Here is a 19,661-nt window from a genome sequence, read left to right on the forward strand (position 1 = left end):
GCCGTCGCAGACGGCATCGAGTCCACTGTTTGGTAAAGGAGCGCGTTCCCATGGCTGTCGGTCTTGGCCCCCTGTCCACCCTGCACCCGGTCCCCGGTTTCGAACTCGGCATCGCTTCCGCCGGCATCAAGCGACCGGGGCGCAAAGACGTGGTGGTCATGCGCTGCGCCGAAGGCTCCAGCGTGGCCGGGGTGTTCACCCTGAACGCGTTCTGTGCCGCGCCGGTGACCCTGGCCAAGCAGCGTTTCCTCGGTGAGGTGCGCTACCTGCTGACCAATACCGGCAACGCCAACGCCGGTACCGGCGAGGCCGGCCTCGCCGCCGCCGCGCAAACCTGCGCCAAGCTCGCCGAACTGGCCGGGGTCGCCGAGACTTCGGTGCTGCCATATTCCACCGGGGTGATCGGCGAGCCCCTGCCGGTGGCCAAGATCGAGGCGGCGTTGCCTGCGGCCCTGGCCGACCTGGCCGAGGACCGCTGGGCCGAAGCTGCCGCGGGGATCATGACCACCGATACCCTGCCCAAGGGCGCCAGCCGCCAGTTCGTGCACGATGGCGTGACCGTGACCGTCACCGGAATCAGCAAGGGCGCCGGGATGATCAAGCCGAACATGGCGACCATGCTCGGTTATATCGCCACCGACGCCAAGGTCGCCCAGGGCGTGCTGCAGGATCTGTTGCGCGACGCCGCCAACAAGTCCTTCAACCGCATCACCATCGACGGCGATACCTCCACCAACGACTGCTGCATGCTGATCGCCACCGGTCGCGCGGCGCTGCCGGAAGTCACCCAGGCCAGCGGCGCGCTGTTCGCCGCGTTGAAGCAAGCGGTACTGGAGGTTTCCATGGAGCTGGCCCAGGCCATCGTTCGCGACGGCGAGGGCGCGACCAAGTTCGTCACTGTTCAGGTCAACGGCGGCGCCACCCACCAGGAGTGCCTGGATGTCGGCTATGCCGTGGCCCACTCGCCGCTGATCAAGACCGCGCTGTTCGCCTCCGACCCGAACTGGGGACGCATTCTCGCCGCGGTCGGACGTGCCGGCGTGGCCAATCTGGACGTGAGCAAGATCGACGTGTTCCTTGGCGACGTCTGTATCGCCAGCCGTGGCGGCCGGGCGGCCAGTTACACCGAGGAACAGGGCGCGGCGGTGATGGCCCAGGCCGAGATCGGCATCCGCATCGAACTGGGACGCGGCACCTGCAGCGAGACCATCTGGACCACCGACCTGTCCCACGAATACGTGAAGATCAACGCAGAGTACCGCACCTGAAGCCAGGCATTCCGATCCTTCATCGATGGATGAAAATCGGGAATTTGCCATCGGTCCGTGCGCCTCTTAAGTTCTCTGGTGCATGGCCGTCCGCGTCGGGCGGCCGAAGAGGAGAGGCGCATGGCCCTGACCATCGTGATTGGCAATCGCAATGACTCGTCCTGGTCGCTGCGGGGCTGGCTGGCCCTGCGCATGAGCGGGGCGGCGTTCGACGAGATCCTCGTCCCGCTGGGGCGGCCCGATACCCGGGAGCGGATCCTGCAATATTCGCCGACCGGCAAGGTGCCCTTGCTGAAAAGCGAGGATGGCGACATCTGGGATTCCCTGGCCATCGCCGAGTACCTCGCCGAGCGCTTCCCCGAGGCCCACCTGTGGCCGCGCGGCGAGGCGGCGCGGGCGCTGGCCCGTTCGGTTTGCGCGGAAATGCACAGCGGTTTCGCCGCGTTGCGCGGCGAGCTGCCGATGGACCTGCGGCGCCAGCAGCCATTGGTGGAATTGTCCGAGGCGACACGACAGGATATTCAACGTATCTGCGAAGCCTGGGCGGATTGCCGGCGGCGCTTCGGCCAGGACGGTCCGTTCCTGTTCGGCCACGCCAGCCTGGCGGATGCGTTCTACGCACCGGTGGCGGCGCGTTTCCGCAGTTATGCGGTGGAGTTGCCGGATATCGCCCGGACCTATGTCGAGACGATTTATCAGTGGCCTGCGTTCCGCGCCTGGTACGACGCGGCATTGCGCGAGCAGGCCGGTAGTTGATGGCCGTCCGCCGCTTCCGGCGGTGCGTGACGGCAGTAGCGAGGAGATGATCCGTGAAACGAGTACATGTCGCCGCGGCCGTGATTCGTGGCTCCGATGGCCGGGTGCTGATCGCCCGGCGGCCGGAAGACAAGCACCAGGGCGGCCTGTGGGAGTTTCCCGGGGGCAAGGTGGAGGACGGCGAGCCGGTGCGCGCGGCGTTGGCCCGTGAGCTGGAAGAGGAACTGGGCATCCGTGTCGAGCGGGCCCGGCCGCTGATCCAGGTCCGGCACGACTATGCCGACAAGCACGTCCTGCTCGATGTCTGGGAGGTCGACGGGTTTTCCGGCGAAGCCCACGGCGCCGAGGGCCAACCGCTGGCCTGGGTGGAGCCGCGCGAGCTGGCCGACTACGAGTTCCCCGCCGCCAACGCGCCGATCGTCCAGGCCGCGCGCCTGCCGGCGCACTACCTGATCACCCCGGACGGATTGGAGCCGGGCGAGCTGATCAGCGGCGTACGCAAGGCGGTGGAGGCGGGCATCCGCCTGATCCAGTTGCGCGCGCCGAACATGTTCAGTCCCGAATACCGCGATCTCGCCATCGATATCCAGGGACTCTGCGCCGGCAAGGCGCAACTGATGCTGAAAGGCCCGCTGGAGTGGCTGGGCGACTTCCCGGCTGCCGGTTGGCACCTGACCTCCGCTCAACTGCGCAAATACGCCAGCGCCGGTCGGCCGTTCCCCGAAGGGCGCCTGCTGGCCGCCTCCTGCCACGACGCGGAGGAACTGGCCCTGGCTGCCTCGATGGGAGTGGAGTTCGTCACCCTTTCGCCGGTACAGCCGACCGAGAGCCATCCCGGCGAGCCGGCGCTGGGTTGGGACAAGGCCGCCGAACTGATCGCCGGCTTCAACCAGCCGGTCTACCTGCTGGGTGGCCTCGGTCCGCAGCAAGCCGAGCAGGCTTGGGAGCATGGAGCCCAGGGCGTGGCGGGTATCCGTGCGTTCTGGCCGGGCGGCCTTTGACGGTGGAATGAAGAAAAAAGGAGGCTTCGGCCTCCTTTTTTTCGTCTCGATGCCGAGCCCTCGCTCACCGTCAGTCCGGTTTTGCCGCCGCCTCCCAGAGAATCTCCGCCACGCCCTGGCGCCGGGCGATGGCGCGGGCGGCGACGAACAGCAGGTCGGAGAGCCGGTTCAGGTAGCATAGGCCGACGCCCTCCAGCGTTTCCTCCTGGTCCAGCGCCTGGCAGCGCCGTTCGGCACTGCGCGCCAGGCTGCGGCAGACATGGGCCTGGGCGACCAGGCGGGAACCGCCGGGGAGGATGAAATTCTTCAGCGGGCCCAGCTCGTCGTTCCAGCGGTCGATGCAGCTTTCCAGGCGTGCCACTTCCGTCTCGTCCAGGGCCCGATACTCCGGCATCGCCAGCTCCCCGCCGAGGTCGAACAGGCGGTGTTGCACCGGCGCCAGCGCCTGGACGATCTCCTCCAGGCCGGGATGTGCGCCACGCGCTTCCAGCAGCTCGGCAAGGAGCAGGCCCAACTGGCTGTTCAATTCGTCCACCGCGCCGATCGCCTCGATGCGTGGATGGCTCTTGGGCACCCGGCGTCCGCCGGCCAGGCCGGTCTCGCCGCGGTCGCCGGTACGGGTGTAGATCTTCGACAATCGATTGCCCATGGATTCAACCTTCCTCTTCGTCGCCCCGCCGCAGGCTGCTACCGGGTTGCGGCAGAGCGGGCGGCAGGGCCTTGGCTTGTGCCGGGGCGACCGCTTCGGAGCTTTCCAGCGGCAGGCGGATGCTGAAGCAGGTGCCGCGGCCCAGTTCCGAGCGTACTTCCATCTGGCCCTTGTGATTGTTGGTGATGATGAAATACGAGACGGACAGGCCGAGACCGGTGCCCTGGCCGACTTCCTTGGTGGTGAAGAACGGCTCGAAGATACGCTTGCGCACCAGTTCGGGCATGCCGCTGCCGTTGTCTTCCACCTGGACTTCCGCCCAGGGCGGCGTCAGGCGCGTGCGCAGGACGATCCGGCCCTGTTCGCCTTCCTCTTCGTCGTCGCGCTGGTGGATGGCCTGGGCGGCGTTCTTCAGCAGGTTGAGCAGGACCTGCTCGACCTCGTTGGCGATCACCGGCACCGGGCCGAGGTTGGGGTCGAACTCGTGGACGATCTGCAACGACTTGAAGTCGAAGCCTTCGGCCAGGTCGAAGTCGTTACCGGCGATTTCCACCGCCTGTTCGAGCAGTGCGGGCAGTTCGCAAGCGGTCATCTGCCGGTGGCTGCGGCGGCTGAAGGCGAGCATGTGGGTGACGATCTTCGCTGCCCGCGAGCCGGCGTGCTGGATGCCTTCCAGCAGGCGCGGGATGTCGCGGCCGTCGAGGTAGTGATTGATGTCTTCCAGCGGCACTCCGACCTCGGCCGCCAGCTCGACGTTCTTCGCCAGCTCCGGGGACAGGCGCCGCTTGATGTTCTGCACGTTGTGCAGGATCGCGCCGAGCGGGTTGTTGATCTCGTGGGCCATGCCGGCGGCGAGGCTGCCGACCGAGAGCATCTTCTCCGATTGCACCATCACTTCTTCCAGGCTCAGCCGCTGGGTGATGTCGTCGATGCGGATCACCGCGCCGCGGCCGGTGCCGCCCATCAGCGGGTAGAAGGTCAGGGCGTAGTGGCGCGGCGTGTCGATCAGCGCCCAGGTGACCCGTTCGACACGCTCCACGCTGTGCTTCTCGGCAGCCCGGGTGAGCTGCGGAAGGAACGGCTTGAGCGAGGGAAAGGCGAGGAACACCGGCTGGTTGACCGCATCGTCCAGGCTGGTGCCGGAAAGCTGGCTGGCCTCCTGGTTCCACTGCGTGACGTAGAGTTGCTCGTCCACCGCGATCAGCGCCGAAGGCATGGAGTCGATGATGCTGTTGAGGTAGTGCTGGAAACCGGTGAGCTTCTTCTCGATCTTGCTGCGCACCTGCACTTCCAGTTCCAGCTTGCGGTTCGAGCGGCGGGTTTCCTCGGCCAGGCTCTGGGCCTGCTCGACCGCTTCCTGGGCATCGTCGCGGGCGCGCTTGAGCTGCTGCTCGCGGGCCTCGATGCGGGTCAGCATGGTGTTGAACGCGTCGGCCAGGCGGCCGATTTCGTCGCCGTTGCCGCGCTGGGCGCGGAGGGCGTAGTTCTCCTCGCGGGTGACCTGCCGCGACAGTTCCTCGAGATCGCGGATCGGCCGGGTGATCAGGCGGCGTATCTGCTGCGCCACCAGCAGCCAGAGCAGCACGCTGACGCCGAGGATCGCCAGGCTGGCGGTGAGGGTTCCGGTGTAGAACGCGCTCGGCAGTTCGCCGCTGGCCACCAGCAGCAGGTAGCCGGGGCGGGCGTTTTCCTGGGGCAGTTCGATCAGCGCGTTGAGGCGGTACTCGCCGCGCCTCCAGTGCTCCAGGCGGTCCAGGCGGGCCGGCAGCTTGAGGGTGTCGCCGCGTTGCAGGTCGGCTAGCATCAGCCCATTGCTGTCGTACAGGGCCGCGGCGCGCAACGGCTGGTAATCGTTGAGCTGGCGCAGCAGGACCTCGGCGGTCTGCGGCGAACTGAGCGCCGGCTGGCTGAGCGCCGGGTTGGCGATCAGCCGGCCGATGGTCTGCATCGCCTGGGGGGCGACGCTTTCCTGGGAAATCCAGTAGGCGGCGCTGATGAACGCCAGGTTGGCCACCAGCAGCACGGTGGCCAGCAGGATCAGCAGGGCGGCGAGCAGTTTCTGCCCTACGGGCAGGTTGTCGAGGCGCTGGCGCAGGTTCATGGGCTCTGGCGGTCCGCGGCGAAAAGGAATGGCGGGCAGGGTAACGCGCTTTAGCGGTCGGGCAAACCGCTCTGGCGCAGATGGGCCTGGAGGCGGGCGAGCAAGGTTCCCAGGCGCGGCAGCGGTAGTCCCAGGCGCTGCCCATGCTGGCAGGCGTAGCCGAGCAGATAGCCGATTTCCGTGCGCCGGCCGCGGGTGACGTCCTGATGCATCGAGGAATAGTTGGCCGCGGTGGCGTCGATCACCGCCCGGACATCCTCCAGCAGGCTCCTGGCGGCGGCGTCGTAGCCGCTGGCGTGGAGCAACTGGCCGAGTTCGTCGCAAAGCGCGGCGATCTCTTCCGGGTGCTGCCGCAGGCCGCCGTTGCGGCAATCGTGGAGGACGGTCAGCGGGTTGATCGCGCAGTTCAGGGCCAGCTTGCGCCACAGCCGTTCGAGGATGTCGTCGCTCCAGCTGTGCGGGATCCCGGCCTGGGACAGCTGCGCCAGCCAGGCGGGGGCGCTTGTGTCGCGCGGATCGCCGAGCCAGGTGTGCCCCCGGCCGGCGAAGACCACGCGGAAATCGCCATCGCGGAACGCGCCTTCGGTGCTGGAGGCGAACAGGCAGCGGCTGCGCGGCAGGCGGGCGGCGACCGCCTGCTGGCTGCCCAGGCCGTTCTGCAGCAACAGCAGTTCGGCGTTGCCGGCCAGGCGATGGGCCACGCTGGAGGCGGCTTCCTCCGCGTCGTAGGCCTTGCAGGCCAGCAGCAGGCGCTGGATGGGTTGCCCGCCGTCTGGGGTTTCCGCGGCGATCGGGTAGAGGCTGGCCTGGCCGTCTTCCACCAGGCTCAGTCCGCCGGCCTGTTGGTAGCGGCGCAGGCGCTGGCGGTCGCGCAGGATCAGGCGGACGGGCAGGCCGGCGCGCCCGAGGCGCGCGGCCCAGAGGCTGCCGAGGCTACCGGCGCCGAGGATATGCCAGGTCATGGTGGCTACTGCGAATGGCTGACGATAGGGCGAAGTCTAGCGCAGTGCCGGTAGCCGGCAGGTTGCGATCCTGCCGCTGGCATAGGCATCGGGCAACAGGGCCTCGGTGCGCTGCAGCAGTTCGTCGATGCCCAGCGGCAATGCCCCGCTGTCGAGGCCGAGCATGGCGATGCCGGCTTTCAGGCTGATGAAGCCTTCGCTGGTCTTGAAGGCCTTCAGGTTGAGCCCGTCGTGCAGCCGCTTGAAGCTGCTCGACGAGCATTCGTGCAGGTCCTCCACCAGGGTGATCAGGGCGAAATGCTGCTCGTCCAGGCGCACCAGCACATCCAGCGGCCGGACCAGCTGTTGCAGGCGCCTGGCCACGCCGAGCAGCAGCTCGCGATGGAAGGCCTCGCCGTGCCGCTGGCGCAGGACCGGTGCCTCGGGCATGCCGACCAGCAGGTAGCACAACGCTCCACCGCGGGTTTCCACCTGGCGCAGGCTGTCGGCCAGCTTCTGTCGCAGGTAGCGGGGATTGCCGAGGCCGGTGAGGGTATCCACCAGGTTGCGTTCTTCCATCCGCGCGATGTTTTCGGTGAGCAGGCGGTTTTCCACCAGCAACCGTTGCAGGGTGTTGCACAGGCGGTCGGCTGCGTAGATGCGCGGCACCAGTTGCTCGTTCATCGCGGCCTTGCTGACGAAGTCGTCGACGCCGCGGTCGAAGGCCTCGCCGAGGACGTTCTCGCCTTCCTTGCCGGTGAGCAGGACGATGTAGGTGTAGTGGTTGATGCTTTCGTCCAGTTGGCGGACCCGGGCGGTCAGTTCCAGGCCGTCCATCTCCGGCATCAGCCAGTCGGCCAGGAGCACGCTGACCGGGCGTTGTTCGAGCTGCTGCAGGGCCTCGCTGGCGCTGCTGGCGAAGCGGATGTCCTGGTAGCCGGCCTGGCTGAGGGCGCGGCCGATCATGGCGCTGGAAAACTTGGCGTCGTCGACGACCAGGATGCTGAGATCGGGGTTGGGCATGAACGGACTCGAGAAGAGGATGGGCGCCGGTACGCTGCCGGCAAGGGCCCGGTTCGTCGCGGGAGGCCGGGTCCCGGCCGCGGTCGCGCGCGCCATCGGGAAGAAATCGTCGGTCTCCGCCACACCGGCGGGCATTCGCTCGCGAGGGCTCGGTTATAATGGGCGGGCATTTTTTACCGTCAAGCCAGGCGCGGTTCCGTCTGTGAACCCTGTCGCGCCGTCCATCTGGAGAGATGACATGCCTTCGTTCGACGTGGTGTCCGAACTGGACAAACACGAGTTGACCAACGCCGTGGACAACGCCATCAAGGAACTGGATCGCCGTTTCGACCTGAAAGGCAAATGCAGTTTCGAAGCCAAGGACAAGTCGGTGACCCTCACCGCCGAAGCCGATTTCATGCTCGAGCAGATGCTCGACATCCTGCGTTCCAACCTGGTCAAGCGCAAGGTCGACAGCCAGTGCATGGAGATCAAGGATGCCTACCCGTCGGGCAAGGTGGTCAAGCAGGACGTCAACTTCCGCGAGGGCATCGACAAGGACCTGGCGAAGAAGATCGTTGGTCTGATCAAGGAGCGCAAGCTCAAGGTCCAGGCCGCCATCCAGGGCGAGCAGGTGCGCGTCACCGGCAAGAAGCGTGACGATCTGCAGGAGGCCATCGCCCTGCTGCGCGGCGAATCCCTCGGCATGCCGTTGCAGTTCACCAACTTCCGCGATTGACGAGGTTTTTCGGAACCTCTCGCCATCCCGGGCATCGCAATAGGGAGTAGCGCCGCCGCGACCTCTCCCGCGTTGTCCGCCCCTGTCGGCGCAGCGTCGGTTCGTCCGCGCTGCGCCGATTCGTATCCAGGCCCGGAAACGTCGCCCCACGGCGTCCGGGCAGGAATCTGCAAGCCCGTCCCGTTTCCGTTGCGGAAGGGAGGGGTGTTTTTTCGAGAAATGGAGGTAATGCATGGAATTGAACTACGACCGACTGGTGCAGCAGACCGAGTCCTGGCTGCCGATCGTGCTGGAGTACAGCGGCAAGGTCGCCCTGGCGCTGCTGACCCTGGCGATCGGCTGGTGGCTGATCAACACCCTGACCGGCCGGGTCGGCGGCCTGCTCGCCAGGCGCAGCGTCGACCGCACCCTGCAAGGCTTCGTCGGCAGCCTGGTGAGCATCGTCCTGAAGATCCTGCTGGTGGTCAGCGTGGCTTCCATGATCGGCATCCAGACCACCAGCTTCGTCGCCGCCATCGGCGCCGCCGGCCTGGCCATCGGCCTGGCCCTGCAGGGCAGCCTGGCTAACTTCGCCGGCGGCGTGCTGATCCTGCTGTTCCGCCCGTTCAAGGTCGGCGACTGGATCGAGGCACAGGGCGTGGCCGGCACCGTGGATTCGATCCTGATCTTCCACACCGTGCTGCGTAGCGGCGACAACAAGCGGATCATCGTGCCCAACGGGGCGCTGTCCAACGGAACGGTGACCAACTACTCCGCCGAGCCGCTGCGCAAGGTGATCTTCGACGTCGGCATCGACTACGACGCCGATCTGAAGAATGCGCAGAACATTCTTCTGGCCATGGCCGACGATCCGCGGGTTCTGAAGGACCCGGCACCGGTGGCGGTGGTTTCCAATCTCGGCGAAAGCGCGATTACCCTGTCCCTGCGGGTCTGGGTGAAGAACGCCGACTACTGGGACGTGATGTTCATGTTCAACGAAAAGGCCCGCGACGCGCTGGGCAAGGAAGGTATCGGCATTCCCTTCCCGCAGCGGGTGGTCAAGGTTGTGCAGGGCGCGATGGCCGACTGAGGTCCGTGCGATCCACGAAAAAGGCCGGCGAATGCCGGCCTTTTTCATTCTCGCCTCAGTGCTGCTCGGCGTTCTGGTGTCCCGGCGCCGGCGTCTCGCTGGACGGCGCGCGGCGCAGCCACAACCAGCCGATCAGCAGCAGGGTGGGAATGCCCATCACCGCGGTGACGTAGAAGAAGTGCTCGTAGCCGAGGCTCTCGACCATGGTTCCGGAGTAGCCGCCGATGAAGCGCGGCAGCAGGAGCATGGTCGAGCTGAGCATGGCGTACTGGGTGGCGGAGAACTTCAGGTTGGTCAGGCTCGACAGGTAGGCGACGAAGGCCGAGGCGGCGAGGCCGCCGCTGAAGTTGTCGAGGGTGATGGTCATCACCAGCATCAGCACGTGCGGCTCGAGCGCCATCACCAGGCTGATCACGTCATGGCTGGGCAGGGCCTCGGCGTGCAGCGGGCCGAGCTGGGCGAGCATGGCGAACAGCAGGTTGGTGGCAGCCGAAGCGGCACCGCCGATGAACAGGATGGAGAGGATGCTGAAGCGGGCGATCAGCACCCCGCCGGCGGCGGCGCCGATCAGGGTCATGAGTACGCCGAAGACCTTGCTGACACTGGCGATGACTTCCTTGGAGAAGCCCATGTCGATGTAGAAGACCCCGGCCATCACCCCCATCACCGTGTCCGACAGGCGATAGGTGGAGATCAGGCCGAGCAGCAGCAGGGCCTGCCAGCGATAGCGCTGGACGAACTCGGTGATCGGCGTCAGCACCGGGGCCATCAGCAGGCGTCCGGGTGCCGACAGGCAGGACGCGGCGATCAGCAGGAACAGCGTGCCGCGCGGCCAGGCGCCGGAGTAGTAGGCGCGGCACATGGCGGTGACGGTGACGAGGAGGATGATCAGCACCATCACCGAGACCGCCTGGTGGACGAAATCGAACAGCGGCACTTCCTTGCCGCGCGCCGCCACCAGCAGCGGCCTGCGCACGGTGGCGAGCAGTTCGCGGACCGGGCGGATCTGCTGGCGTCCCCACGGCGACAGGCAGATCCCCATGAGCAGCGCGTAGAGGCCGGCGCGCGGCCAGGCGCGGTCGAGGAGGGCGGTGATCATCGCCGGCAGCGAGATCAGCAGGATCAGCAGCAGGAGCACCGAGAGCAGTTGGTGGTTGAAGTCGAAACGCGACGGGTTGACGTGGATCGGCACGTCCACCGCCGGCTCGCGGATCAGCAGGCTTGTGACCAGCCCAGGCAGGATCAGCAGGGCGAACAACGCATAGGTCAGGCCCCAGGCCGACTGGCTGTAGTTGAGGCTGGTGGAGCCGAACCATTCGGCGAGAATCAGCGCGCCGGCGCTGGCCAGCAGGATCGCCGCGCGGTAGCCGGTCATGTAGCAGGCAGCGAGGGCGGCCTGGCGGCTATCCTCGGCGATTTCCAGGCGGTAGGCGTCGATCGCGATGTCCTGGGTGGCGGAGGCGAACGCCACCAGCAGGGCCAGGCCGATCAGCCAGGGCAGGTGGCTCTGCGGATTGCACAGGGCCATGCCGAGCAGTCCCAGGGCGATCAGCACCTGCGAGAACACCAGCCAGGAACGGCGCCGGCCGAGACGGCCGACGAAGGGCAGGCGCCACTGGTCGAGCATCGGCGACCAGACCCACTTGAAGGCGTACACCAGCCCCAGCCAACTGGCGAAACCGATGGTATCCCGCGCCACGCCGGCTTCGCGCAGCCACACCGACAGGGTGTTGAACACCAGCATGGTCGGCAGGCCGGCGGCGAAGCCGAGCAGCAGGAGGGCCAGGCTGGCGGGAGACTTGTAGGCGACCAGGGCCTCTCGCCAGGATTGCTGAGTCATGGGGTAACCGTTCCGCAAAAAATAACGCGCACTCTAACCGCTCTACTTCGCTGTAAGCCAGCCATGCCGACGTATGTCCACCCTGTCGTTGTGCAGGAGAACGCCTTCCTCGCGCAAGCGTGCGCGTTGTTCGCGACCGCCGGGACTGTCCGCCGGCAGGCTGATGCGACCGCCGGCGCCGAGAACCCGATGCCAGGGCAGGCGGGTATCCACCGGCAACTGGCTGAGCGTCCTGCCGACCCAGCGGGCGGCGCGGCCTAGGCCGGCCAGTTCGGCCAGTTGCCCGTAGCTGACCACCTGCCCCGGCGGCACCTGCGCCAGCACCAGGTACAGGGCCTCGCGGCGCGCCTGGGCACTTGCCGGGTCGCTGCCGGCCCATGCATGCTCATCGGTTTTCCCTTTCCTGTCCGCCTTGTGAACGCCCATGTCGCTCAGAGCCCTCTGTTCAATCGTCGTGATGCTCCTGGCCGGCCCCGCGCTGGCCGACACCGTATGGCTGGACAACGGCGACCGCCTGTCCGGCGAGATCGTGCTGATGGACGGCGGCAAGCTGGCGCTGAAGACCCGTTATGCCGGCCAGGTGCTGATCGATTGGAAGGATATCGACACCATCAGTTCCGACAAACCCCTGCTGATCAAGCAGCAGGGCGTATCCGGGCAGCGTAGCCGAACCCTGGAGGCGGCGGGCAAGGGCATGGTGCGGATCGTCGATGGCGGCAGCCATACCGTCCCGCTGGCCAGTATTCGCCAGATGGTGCCGCCGCGACCGCTGGTGGAGGACCTGGTCTGGGAGGGCAATCTCGACGTCAAGCTGGATAGCAAGCGCAACGACAGCGACAAGGACGAATGGAAGCTCAAGGGCGATACCCGGCTTCGCCACGGTGCCTGGCGCCACGTGCTGGCGGGGGAAGTGGAGCGGGAAAAGAAGGACGGGCGCAAGGTCGAGGACAACTGGGAGCTGGACTACGACCTCGATCGCTTCTTCGACGAACACTGGTTCTGGCGCGGCAGCTATTCGCAGAAGCACGATGCGATCGACAACCTGGAGCGCCAGAGCGCGCTGGGAACCGGCCCCGGCTACCAGTTCTGGGACGACGAACTCGGGCGTTTCGACCTGGTCGCCGAGATCAGTCGCTGGCAACTGGAGTGGCGCGATCAGCCGCGCGAGGATTTCACCTCCTATTCGCTGGAGTGGGACTACAAGCGGCTGCTCGCCGGCACCCGGCTGGAGCTGTACAGCAAGGGAACCGTGCTGGTTCCCGGCATCGAGCGGATCGACTACCTGCTCGACAGCGAATACGGCCTGCGCTATCGCCTGAACAGTTGGGCGCGTCTTTCGTTCCTCTATGAACTGGACCAGTTGCGCACCGAGGGGGGCACCCAGTCCGACCGGCATTACCTGATCGGGGTCGGCGTCGGCTGGTGACGCGGCTCACCTTTCGGTCGATCCGGCTGAACTTTACCGCCCGTGCCCCGGTCCTTGCTCTGCCGCCCGGCATTTGGATAATGCCGGCCTCTTCGAACCCAACTCAGTTGATTTGTGCTCATGTTGTCGAGAATCCTGCTGTGCCTCGCTGCCCTTGCAAGTTCCACCTCTGCCCTTGCCGATACGGTCTGGATGAAGAACGGTGACCGCCTTACCGGCAAGATCACCCTGTTCGACGGCGGCAAGCTGCTGCTGAAGACCGACTATGGCGGCGACATCACGCTCAAGTGGGACAAGATCTCCACCTTCGAGAGCGAGCAGAACCTGCTGGTCAAGCAGGATGCCGAGACTGGCGAGCACTCCAAGGGCATCAAGGCCGCCGGGCCGGGCCAGGTGACCCTGGTCAACGGCGAGCCGAAGACCGTGGAGCTGGCCAGCATCCAGCAGATGATGCCGCCCAAGCCGATCCTCCAGGACTGGGTATGGAACGGCAACGTCGATTTCTCGCTGGACCGCAAGCAGGCCGAGAACGATGTGTCCGACTACGACATCGATTTCAAGACCAACGCCCGCCACGGACTCTGGCGCCACAACGTGCAGGGCGAGTACAACCGCGAGAAGAAGAACGGCCAGGTCAGCACCGACAATTATTCCGGCCAGTACGCGCTGGACCGCTTCATCGACGACCACTGGTTCTGGCAGGGCCAGGTCGCCTACAAGCGCGACATGATCGAGGACCTGGCGAAGAAGCGTACCGTCGGTACCGGCCCCGGCTACCAGTTCTGGGACAACGAGCTGGGCGCGTTCTCCATCGCCACCCTGGTCAACCGCAACGACTACGAGTTCGCCGATGGCGAGAAGGAGCACTTCTATTCGTCGAGCTTCAAGTGGGACTACAACCGCTACCTGCTGGCCAAGCAGTTCGAGCTGTTCACCAACGGCGAGGTCAGCAAGCCGCTGCAATCCGGCCTGGACTACGAGCTGCAGACCGAGGCGGGGATCCGCTACAAGCTGACCAGCTGGGCTTCGCTGAGCATGAAGGCGGAATGGGACAAGTTCAGCGGCAACGACGGCAACGTCAACCAGCGCCGCTATACCTTCGGCCTCGGGGTCGGCTGGTAAGCCGGCCTGCACGAAAAAGCCCCGCGATAGCGGGGCTTTTTCCTTGCGGGGCCGGGGCCTACAGGCGCAGGCCGCCGTCCAGTTCGAGAACGCGGCCGGTGTAGTAGTCGTTCTCGAAGATGTAGGCCACCGAGTGGGCGATCTCCACCGGCTTGCCCATACGCTTGAGGGGGATGCCGGCGGTCATCTTCTCCAGCGCCTCGGGTTTCATCCCGGCGGTCATCTCGGTCTCGATGAAGCCCGGCGCCACGCCGGCCACGCGGATGCCGTAGCGCGCCAGTTCCTTCGCCCAGACCACGGTATCCGCGGCCACCCCGGCCTTGGCTGCCGAGTAGTTGGCCTGGCCCATGTTGCCGGCGCGGGAGATCGAGGAAATGTTGACGATCGCGCCTTCGTTCTTCAGCTCGATCATCTTCGCCGCCACTTCGCGGGTGCAGAGGAACACACCGGTGAGGTTGACGTCGATCACCGATTGCCATTGGGCCAGGCTCATCTTGCTCAACTGGCCGTCCTTGACCTTGATGGTCAGGCCGTCGCGGAGGATGCCGGCGTTGTTGACCAGGCCGTTGATCGCGCCGAAGTCGCTGGCGACCTGGGCCACCATGTGGGTAACCTGTTCCTCGTCCGCCACGTTGCACACGTAGGCGCGAGCGTCGCCGCCGGCGGCCTTGCAGGCAGCGACGGTTTCGTCGAGACGTTCGCGGTTGAGATCGACCAGGGCCAGCCTGGCGCCCTTGCCGGCGAGATATTCGCCCATTGCCCGGCCGAGCCCCTGGCAGCCGCCGGTGATGATGATGACCTTGTCTTTCAATTGCATTGCTTGGAACCCCACGAGCAGTTTCTGGAAGCGGACCTTGCCGGCACCTGCGAACGCACTTTGATATGCCCGTCCGTTTACGACGGATTCTATGCAAGGAGTCATAAATTGAGCGTTGAAGCTGCAAAGAATGCCCGAGAATTGCTGCTCAAGGAATACCGTGCGGTCCTTTCCACCCACTCGAAGAAATGGCCGGGCTTTCCTTTCGGCTCGGTGGTTCCCTATTGCCTGGATGCCGAAGGCCGGCCGCTGATCCTGATCAGCCGGATCGCCCAGCACACCCACAACCTGCAGGCGGACCCGCGCTGCTCGATGCTGGTAGGCGAGCGCGGCGCCGAGGATATCCAGGCTGTCGGCCGCCTCACCCTACTGGCCGAGGCGCGGCAATTGGCGGAGGAGGAGGTCGCCGCGGCGGCCGAGCGTTACTACCGCTATTTCCCCGAGTCCGCCGACTACCATCGGGTCCACGATTTCGACTTCTGGGTGCTGCAGCCGGTCCAGTGGCGTTTCATCGGCGGTTTCGGCGCGATCCACTGGCTGGCCGCCGAGCGCGTGCCGCTGGCCAATCCGTTCGCCGGAGAAGCCGAGCGCGGCATGGTCGAGCACATGAACAGCGACCACGCCGCCGCCATCGCCCACTATGTGGAACTGGCCGGACTGCCGGCGCATGCCGCGGCGCAGCTGGCGGGAATTGATACAGAAGGTTTCCACCTGCGCATCGGCCAGGGCCTGCACTGGCTGCCGTTCCCCGCCGCCTGCGGCAACCCCGGGGCCGTGCTCCAGGCGCTGGTGCAATTGGCCAGGGCCGAGCGCTGGCCTACCGTCGAGCCGGAGCAGGGTTGAATTCTTCCCCGGCTGGCGCCAACTACTGGTGGTACCGGGGGCAAACGGGCCCCGCCAAGGACTCTGAAATGCGCGCTTTCCTCTTTCTGCTGTTGCTCTTCCCGCTGGTCGAGCTGGCCGTCCTGATCAAGGTCGGCAGTGTCATCGGGGTCGGCTGGACCCTGTTCCTGATCGTCGCCAGCGCCTTCATCGGTGCTGCATTGTTGCGCGTGGCCGGCGTGGCCACCGCCTGGCGCGCCCGCGAACGACTGGCCCGTGGCGAACTGCCGGAGCAGGAAATGCTCGAAGGCCTGTTGATCGCCGTCGGCGGCGGCCTGCTGATGCTGCCGGGTTTCATCAGCGACATCTTCGGCATCCTCTGCCTGATTCCTTTCACCCGTCGCCTGATGCTCGGCGGCCTGCGCCGCCGCGTCGAACAGCAGGCGCTGCGCCGGCGCGCCTTCGCCGACGACCTGAACGCCCGCTACGGACAGGGTCCGTCGCGGCCGAACGTCATCGAGGGCGAGTACGAGCGCCGCGACGATTCGCGCAACTGAAAAAAAAATTTCACTGCATGCCCTTGAAATGGCTTGTGGCGACCTTATGTAACGGTCACCGCAAGGTCCCTGCCACAAGGGCAGGCTGTCTTACGCGGCTCGCGCGTCGAGTCGCAACCCGGCAACGCCGGCTTCAACAAAACCCGCCGGACTTCGATCCGGCCGTTGGAAACCACTGTTTGGGAGAGTTACGACTATGAAGCTTCGTCCTCTGCATGATCGCGTCGTTATCCGTCGCAGCGAGGAAGAGACCAAGACCGCAGGCGGCATCGTGCTGCCGGGTTCCGCCGCCGAGAAGCCGAACCGCGGTGAAGTGGTAGCCGTAGGTACCGGTCGTGTACTGGACAACGGCGAAGTGCGCGCTCTGGCAGTGAAGGTGGGCGACAAGGTGGTCTTCGGGCCTTACTCCGGCAGCAACGCCATCAAGGTCGATGGCGAGGAACTGCTGGTGATGGGCGAGTCCGAAATCCTCGCCGTCCTGGAAGACTGATCGGTCTCACCACTCCGTTTTCACCGAATTCGATTTAGAGGAAAGAGAACATGGCTGCCAAAGAAGTTAAGTTCGGCGATTCCGCTCGCAAGAAAATGCTGGTCGGCGTGAACGTGCTGGCCGATGCCGTCAAGGCCACCCTCGGCCCGAAAGGCCGCAACGTGGTTCTGGACAAGTCCTTCGGCGCTCCGACCATCACCAAGGACGGCGTTTCCGTCGCCAAGGAAATCGAGCTGAAAGACAAGTTCGAGAACATGGGCGCGCAACTGGTGAAAGACGTTGCCTCCAAGGCCAACGACGCTGCCGGTGACGGCACCACCACCGCGACCGTCCTGGCCCAGGCCATCGTCAACGAAGGCCTGAAGGCCGTTGCCGCCGGCATGAACCCGATGGACCTGAAGCGTGGCATCGACAAGGCCACCGTGGCCATCGTCGCCCAGCTGAAAGAGCTGGCCAAGCCCTGCGCCGACACCAAGGCCATCGCCCAGGTAGGCACCATCTCCGCCAACTCCGACGAGTCCATCGGCCAGATCATTGCCGAAGCCATGGAAAAAGTCGGTAAAGAAGGCGTGATCACCGTCGAGGAAGGCTCGGGCCTGGAAAACGAACTGTCCGTCGTCGAAGGCATGCAGTTCGATCGCGGCTACCTGTCCCCCTACTTCGTGAACAAGCCGGACACCATGGCCGCCGAGCTGGATAGCCCGCTGCTGCTGCTGGTCGACAAGAAGATCTCCAACATCCGCGAAATGCTGCCGGTGCTGGAAGCCGTCGCCAAGGCCGGCCGTCCGCTGCTGATCGTCGCCGAGGACGTCGAGGGCGAAGCCCTGGCCACCCTGGTGGTGAACAACATGCGTGGCATCGTCAAGGTCGCGGCTGTCAAGGCTCCGGGCTTCGGCGACCGCCGCAAGGCCATGCTGCAGGACATCGCCATCCTCACCGGCGGTACCGTGATCAGCGAAGAAGTCGGCCTGAGCCTGGAAGGCGCTACCCTGGAGCACCTGGGCAACGCCAAGCGCGTCGTGATCAACAAGGAAAACACCACCATCATCGATGGCGCCGGTGTGCAGGCTGATATCGAAGCCCGCGTCCTGCAGATCCGCAAGCAGATCGAGGAAACCACTTCCGACTACGACCGCGAGAAGCTGCAAGAGCGCCTGGCCAAGCTGGCCGGCGGTGTTGCCGTGATCAAGGTAGGCGCTGCCACCGAAGTCGAGATGAAAGAGAAGAAAGCCCGCGTCGAAGACGCCCTGCACGCTACCCGTGCAGCGGTGGAAGAAGGCGTGGTTCCCGGCGGCGGCGTAGCCCTGGTTCGTGCCCTGCAAGCCATCGAAGGCCTGAAGGGTGACAACGAGGAGCAGAACGTCGGTATCGCCCTGCTGCGTCGCGCCGTCGAATCGCCGCTGCGCCAGATCGTGGCCAACGCCGGCGACGAGCCGAGCGTAGTGGTCGACAAGGTCAAGCAGGGTTCCGGCAACTACGGCTTCAACGCTGCTACCGGCGTGTACGGCGACATGATCGAGATGGGCATCCTGGACCCGGCCAAGGTCACTCGTTCCGCTCTGCAGGCTGCGGCCTCCATCGGCGGTCTGATGATCACCACCGAAGCCATGGTTGCCGAGATCGTGGAAGACAAGCCGGCCATGGGCGGCATGCCTGACATGGGCGGCATGGGCGGCATGGGCGGCATGATGTAAGCCGACCGGCCCCTGTGGTTGGAAAAGCCCCGCTTCGGCGGGGCTTTTTTATTCCTCAGTGCGGGCAGTCCTGGCGGTAGCCCGGCAGCTCCCTTGCCGCCGGTTCGCAGGCCAGGCGCAGTGCCTGCTTCAGGTCGTCGGGCAGAGTGGCGCGGCTGATCGGCCGCCAGTGCATGCGTTCGCCGAAATAGCGCGCCCAGTGGAATTCGATGAAATAGCTCTGCCGATCCTTGTCGAAGGCGTTCTCGTCCTCGGCGTAGCCGGCCAGGGCGCGGTAGGGATCGTCGCCAAGCCCGGCGAGAGCGTCCGGCAGGGCCTCGGGCGGGATCTCCGCGTCACGCGCATCGTGCAGCCAGACCCAGTGGTTTTCCTGCATCTTCTCCCAGAAGTCGCTGGCCTGGGGTAGCCGGCCGATCACCTTCACCGGCACGCCCTGTTTCGGGTCCAGGCGCCAGAGCGCGCTACTCAGGTGATGGCGATCGGTGAGGTAGAAGCGGCCGCCGGGGCCGATCACCACCGGAATCTCCTTCTTGCGCAAGTAGCGCTCGAGAGCCTTGGGCTTCTTCCCGGCGAGCTTGGCCTGGTCATCCTCGACCTGCAGCAGGCCGACATTCTGCTGGGTCGGGTGGAGGGCCGCGAGCGGCAGCTCGCACCAGCTACCGACAGAGGTTTGCGGCGAGCAATCCTCGGCCTGGGCGGTGGCGGACAGGAACAGGCAGCAAAGCAGCAGGACTGGGCGCATGGGTGCTCCGGCGAAGGAAGGGGGAAGGTTCCCTAGACTGGCACGCTTCGGGCGATCCGGCGTACTCCGGCCTTTGATAGGTGCCTCGCTTTGTGCCAATCTTGCCGACAGGAGATGGCATTCCTCCTTCAACCGCCCCTGGGGCTGATGATGCCTACGCATGAACCTGGAAAGGCGCGTAGGCGCTCGCCTGCCGCCTGTCCGAATCGCTCCTACAAGGACAGGACTATGTGGAAATCCATTCTCGCCATCGCCCTCGGCGCCGCCCTGGGGGCGTTGCTGCGCTGGTTCCTCGGGCTCAAGCTGAACAGCCTGCTGCCCAGCATTCCCCCCGGCACGCTGCTGGCCAACCTGGTCGGCGGCTATGTCATCGGCGCGGCGATTGCCTATTTCGCCCAGGCGCCGGGCATCGCTCCGGAATGGCGGCTACTGATCATCACCGGGTTCTGCGGCGGCCTGACCACTTTCTCCACCTTTTCCGCCGAGGTCGTCAGCCTGCTTCAGGAGGGCCGCCTGGGCTGGGCCGCCGGGGCCATCGCGACGCACGTCAGCGGCTCGTTGCTGATGACCCTGCTGGGGTTGTTCTCGATGAACTGGATGCTGGGCAAATAGCGCAGCGGGAGGA

At 65.8% G+C, this 19,661-nt stretch carries 20 protein-coding genes and 1 riboswitch; of the genes, 12 read left to right on the forward strand and 8 right to left on the reverse strand.

Annotation, left to right across the window (positions count from 1 at the left end):
• The first annotated feature begins 50 nt into the window (after positions 1-50).
• From argJ to HMPREF1224_RS33475, 3 genes are all read left to right on the forward strand, one after another.
• Positions 51-1,268 (forward strand): bifunctional glutamate N-acetyltransferase/amino-acid acetyltransferase ArgJ, encoded by a 1,218-nt coding sequence (gene argJ / locus HMPREF1224_RS33465; protein ID WP_003110156.1) that lies wholly within the window; start codon positions 51-53, stop codon positions 1,266-1,268.
• 120 nt (positions 1,269-1,388) lie between these two features.
• Positions 1,389-2,024, forward strand: coding sequence for a glutathione S-transferase family protein (locus HMPREF1224_RS33470; protein WP_003116203.1), 636 nt, complete (start codon positions 1,389-1,391; stop codon positions 2,022-2,024).
• 53 nt (positions 2,025-2,077) lie between these two features.
• Positions 2,078-3,025, forward strand: a complete 948-nt coding sequence (locus tag HMPREF1224_RS33475; protein WP_003112754.1) for a Nudix family hydrolase — start codon at positions 2,078-2,080, stop codon at positions 3,023-3,025.
• A 70-nt stretch (positions 3,026-3,095) separates the two neighbouring features.
• Here HMPREF1224_RS33475 and HMPREF1224_RS33480 read toward each other — a convergent pair whose 3' ends face one another.
• From HMPREF1224_RS33480 to HMPREF1224_RS33495, 4 genes are read right to left on the reverse strand one after another with little or no spacing between them, the layout of a single operon-like run.
• Positions 3,096-3,674, reverse strand: coding sequence for a cob(I)yrinic acid a,c-diamide adenosyltransferase (locus tag HMPREF1224_RS33480; RefSeq protein WP_003106516.1), 579 nt, complete (start codon positions 3,672-3,674; stop codon positions 3,096-3,098).
• 4 nt (positions 3,675-3,678) lie between these two features.
• Positions 3,679-5,775 carry a sensor histidine kinase gene (locus HMPREF1224_RS33485; RefSeq protein WP_003106517.1) on the reverse strand — a complete coding sequence of 699 codons (2,097 nt, stop codon included), beginning with the start codon at positions 5,773-5,775 and terminating at the stop codon, positions 3,679-3,681.
• Between the two features lie 50 nt (positions 5,776-5,825).
• On the reverse strand, positions 5,826-6,737 hold the full coding sequence (locus HMPREF1224_RS33490) for a putative 2-dehydropantoate 2-reductase (RefSeq protein ID WP_010793809.1): 912 nt from the start codon (positions 6,735-6,737) through the stop codon (positions 5,826-5,828).
• A 36-nt stretch (positions 6,738-6,773) separates the two neighbouring features.
• Complete coding sequence (locus HMPREF1224_RS33495) at positions 6,774-7,874, reverse strand: GGDEF domain-containing response regulator (protein WP_003106524.1); 1,101 nt, start codon at positions 7,872-7,874, stop codon at positions 6,774-6,776.
• A gap of 103 nt (positions 7,875-7,977) precedes the next feature.
• Here HMPREF1224_RS33495 and HMPREF1224_RS33500 point away from each other — a divergent pair, with 103 nt between their 5' ends.
• Both HMPREF1224_RS33500 and HMPREF1224_RS33505 read left to right on the forward strand, forming a co-directional pair.
• Complete coding sequence (locus HMPREF1224_RS33500; RefSeq protein ID WP_003106526.1) at positions 7,978-8,457, forward strand: YajQ family cyclic di-GMP-binding protein; 480 nt, start codon at positions 7,978-7,980, stop codon at positions 8,455-8,457.
• 232 nt (positions 8,458-8,689) lie between these two features.
• Positions 8,690-9,526 (forward strand): mechanosensitive ion channel family protein, encoded by an 837-nt coding sequence (locus HMPREF1224_RS33505; protein WP_003094078.1) that lies wholly within the window; start codon positions 8,690-8,692, stop codon positions 9,524-9,526.
• 55 nt (positions 9,527-9,581) lie between these two features.
• On the opposite strand, the gene ampG is transcribed toward HMPREF1224_RS33505, so the two are convergent.
• Positions 9,582-11,366, reverse strand: coding sequence for an MFS transporter AmpG (gene ampG, locus HMPREF1224_RS33510; RefSeq protein ID WP_003094076.1), 1,785 nt, complete (start codon positions 11,364-11,366; stop codon positions 9,582-9,584).
• Positions 11,367-11,408: 42 nt separating this feature from the next.
• On the reverse strand, positions 11,409-11,792 hold the full coding sequence (locus HMPREF1224_RS33515) for an MGMT family protein (RefSeq protein ID WP_003112757.1): 384 nt from the start codon (positions 11,790-11,792) through the stop codon (positions 11,409-11,411).
• On the opposite strand from HMPREF1224_RS33515, the gene HMPREF1224_RS33520 reads away from it, so the two are divergent.
• Both HMPREF1224_RS33520 and HMPREF1224_RS33525 read left to right on the forward strand, forming a co-directional pair.
• Complete coding sequence (locus HMPREF1224_RS33520) at positions 11,791-12,792, forward strand: DUF481 domain-containing protein (RefSeq protein WP_003120893.1); 1,002 nt, start codon at positions 11,791-11,793, stop codon at positions 12,790-12,792. The genes HMPREF1224_RS33515 and HMPREF1224_RS33520 overlap by 2 nt on opposite strands.
• A gap of 114 nt (positions 12,793-12,906) precedes the next feature.
• Positions 12,907-13,914 carry a DUF481 domain-containing protein gene (locus tag HMPREF1224_RS33525; protein WP_003120892.1) on the forward strand — a complete coding sequence of 336 codons (1,008 nt, stop codon included), beginning with the start codon at positions 12,907-12,909 and terminating at the stop codon, positions 13,912-13,914.
• 58 nt (positions 13,915-13,972) lie between these two features.
• Here the strand turns inward: HMPREF1224_RS33525 and HMPREF1224_RS33530 are convergent, their stop codons facing one another.
• On the reverse strand, positions 13,973-14,731 hold the full coding sequence (locus HMPREF1224_RS33530; RefSeq protein WP_004352901.1) for an SDR family oxidoreductase: 759 nt from the start codon (positions 14,729-14,731) through the stop codon (positions 13,973-13,975).
• A 108-nt stretch (positions 14,732-14,839) separates the two neighbouring features.
• On the opposite strand from HMPREF1224_RS33530, the gene HMPREF1224_RS33535 reads away from it, so the two are divergent.
• The 4 genes from HMPREF1224_RS33535 (at position 14,840) to groL (ending at position 18,294) form a co-directional block, all read left to right on the forward strand.
• Entirely contained in the window at positions 14,840-15,574 is a 735-nt protein-coding gene (locus tag HMPREF1224_RS33535) for a HugZ family pyridoxamine 5'-phosphate oxidase (protein ID WP_010793810.1), read from the forward strand.
• Positions 15,575-15,642: 68 nt separating this feature from the next.
• Positions 15,643-16,110 carry an FxsA family protein gene (locus HMPREF1224_RS33540; RefSeq protein WP_003094066.1) on the forward strand — a complete coding sequence of 156 codons (468 nt, stop codon included), beginning with the start codon at positions 15,643-15,645 and terminating at the stop codon, positions 16,108-16,110.
• A gap of 196 nt (positions 16,111-16,306) precedes the next feature.
• Complete coding sequence (locus HMPREF1224_RS33545; protein ID WP_003094064.1) at positions 16,307-16,600, forward strand: co-chaperone GroES; 294 nt, start codon at positions 16,307-16,309, stop codon at positions 16,598-16,600.
• 50 nt (positions 16,601-16,650) lie between these two features.
• Positions 16,651-18,294, forward strand: coding sequence for a chaperonin GroEL (groL, locus tag HMPREF1224_RS33550; protein ID WP_003094059.1), 1,644 nt, complete (start codon positions 16,651-16,653; stop codon positions 18,292-18,294).
• 55 nt (positions 18,295-18,349) lie between these two features.
• On the opposite strand, the gene HMPREF1224_RS33555 is transcribed toward groL, so the two are convergent.
• The gene (locus HMPREF1224_RS33555) at positions 18,350-19,036 is read right to left on the reverse strand and encodes a ParB-like protein (protein WP_010793811.1); all 687 of its coding nucleotides are present in this window, start codon (positions 19,034-19,036) and stop codon (positions 18,350-18,352) included.
• 101 nt (positions 19,037-19,137) lie between these two features.
• Positions 19,138-19,200, forward strand: a riboswitch (Fluoride riboswitch).
• A 64-nt stretch (positions 19,201-19,264) separates the two neighbouring features.
• Here HMPREF1224_RS33555 and crcB point away from each other — a divergent pair.
• Positions 19,265-19,648, forward strand: coding sequence for a fluoride efflux transporter CrcB (crcB, locus tag HMPREF1224_RS33560; protein ID WP_003094051.1), 384 nt, complete (start codon positions 19,265-19,267; stop codon positions 19,646-19,648).
• Positions 19,649-19,661 lie beyond the last annotated feature (13 nt).

Source organism: Pseudomonas sp. P179 (genome assembly GCF_000478485.2).
Lineage (GTDB): Bacteria > Pseudomonadota > Gammaproteobacteria > Pseudomonadales > Pseudomonadaceae > Pseudomonas > Pseudomonas aeruginosa.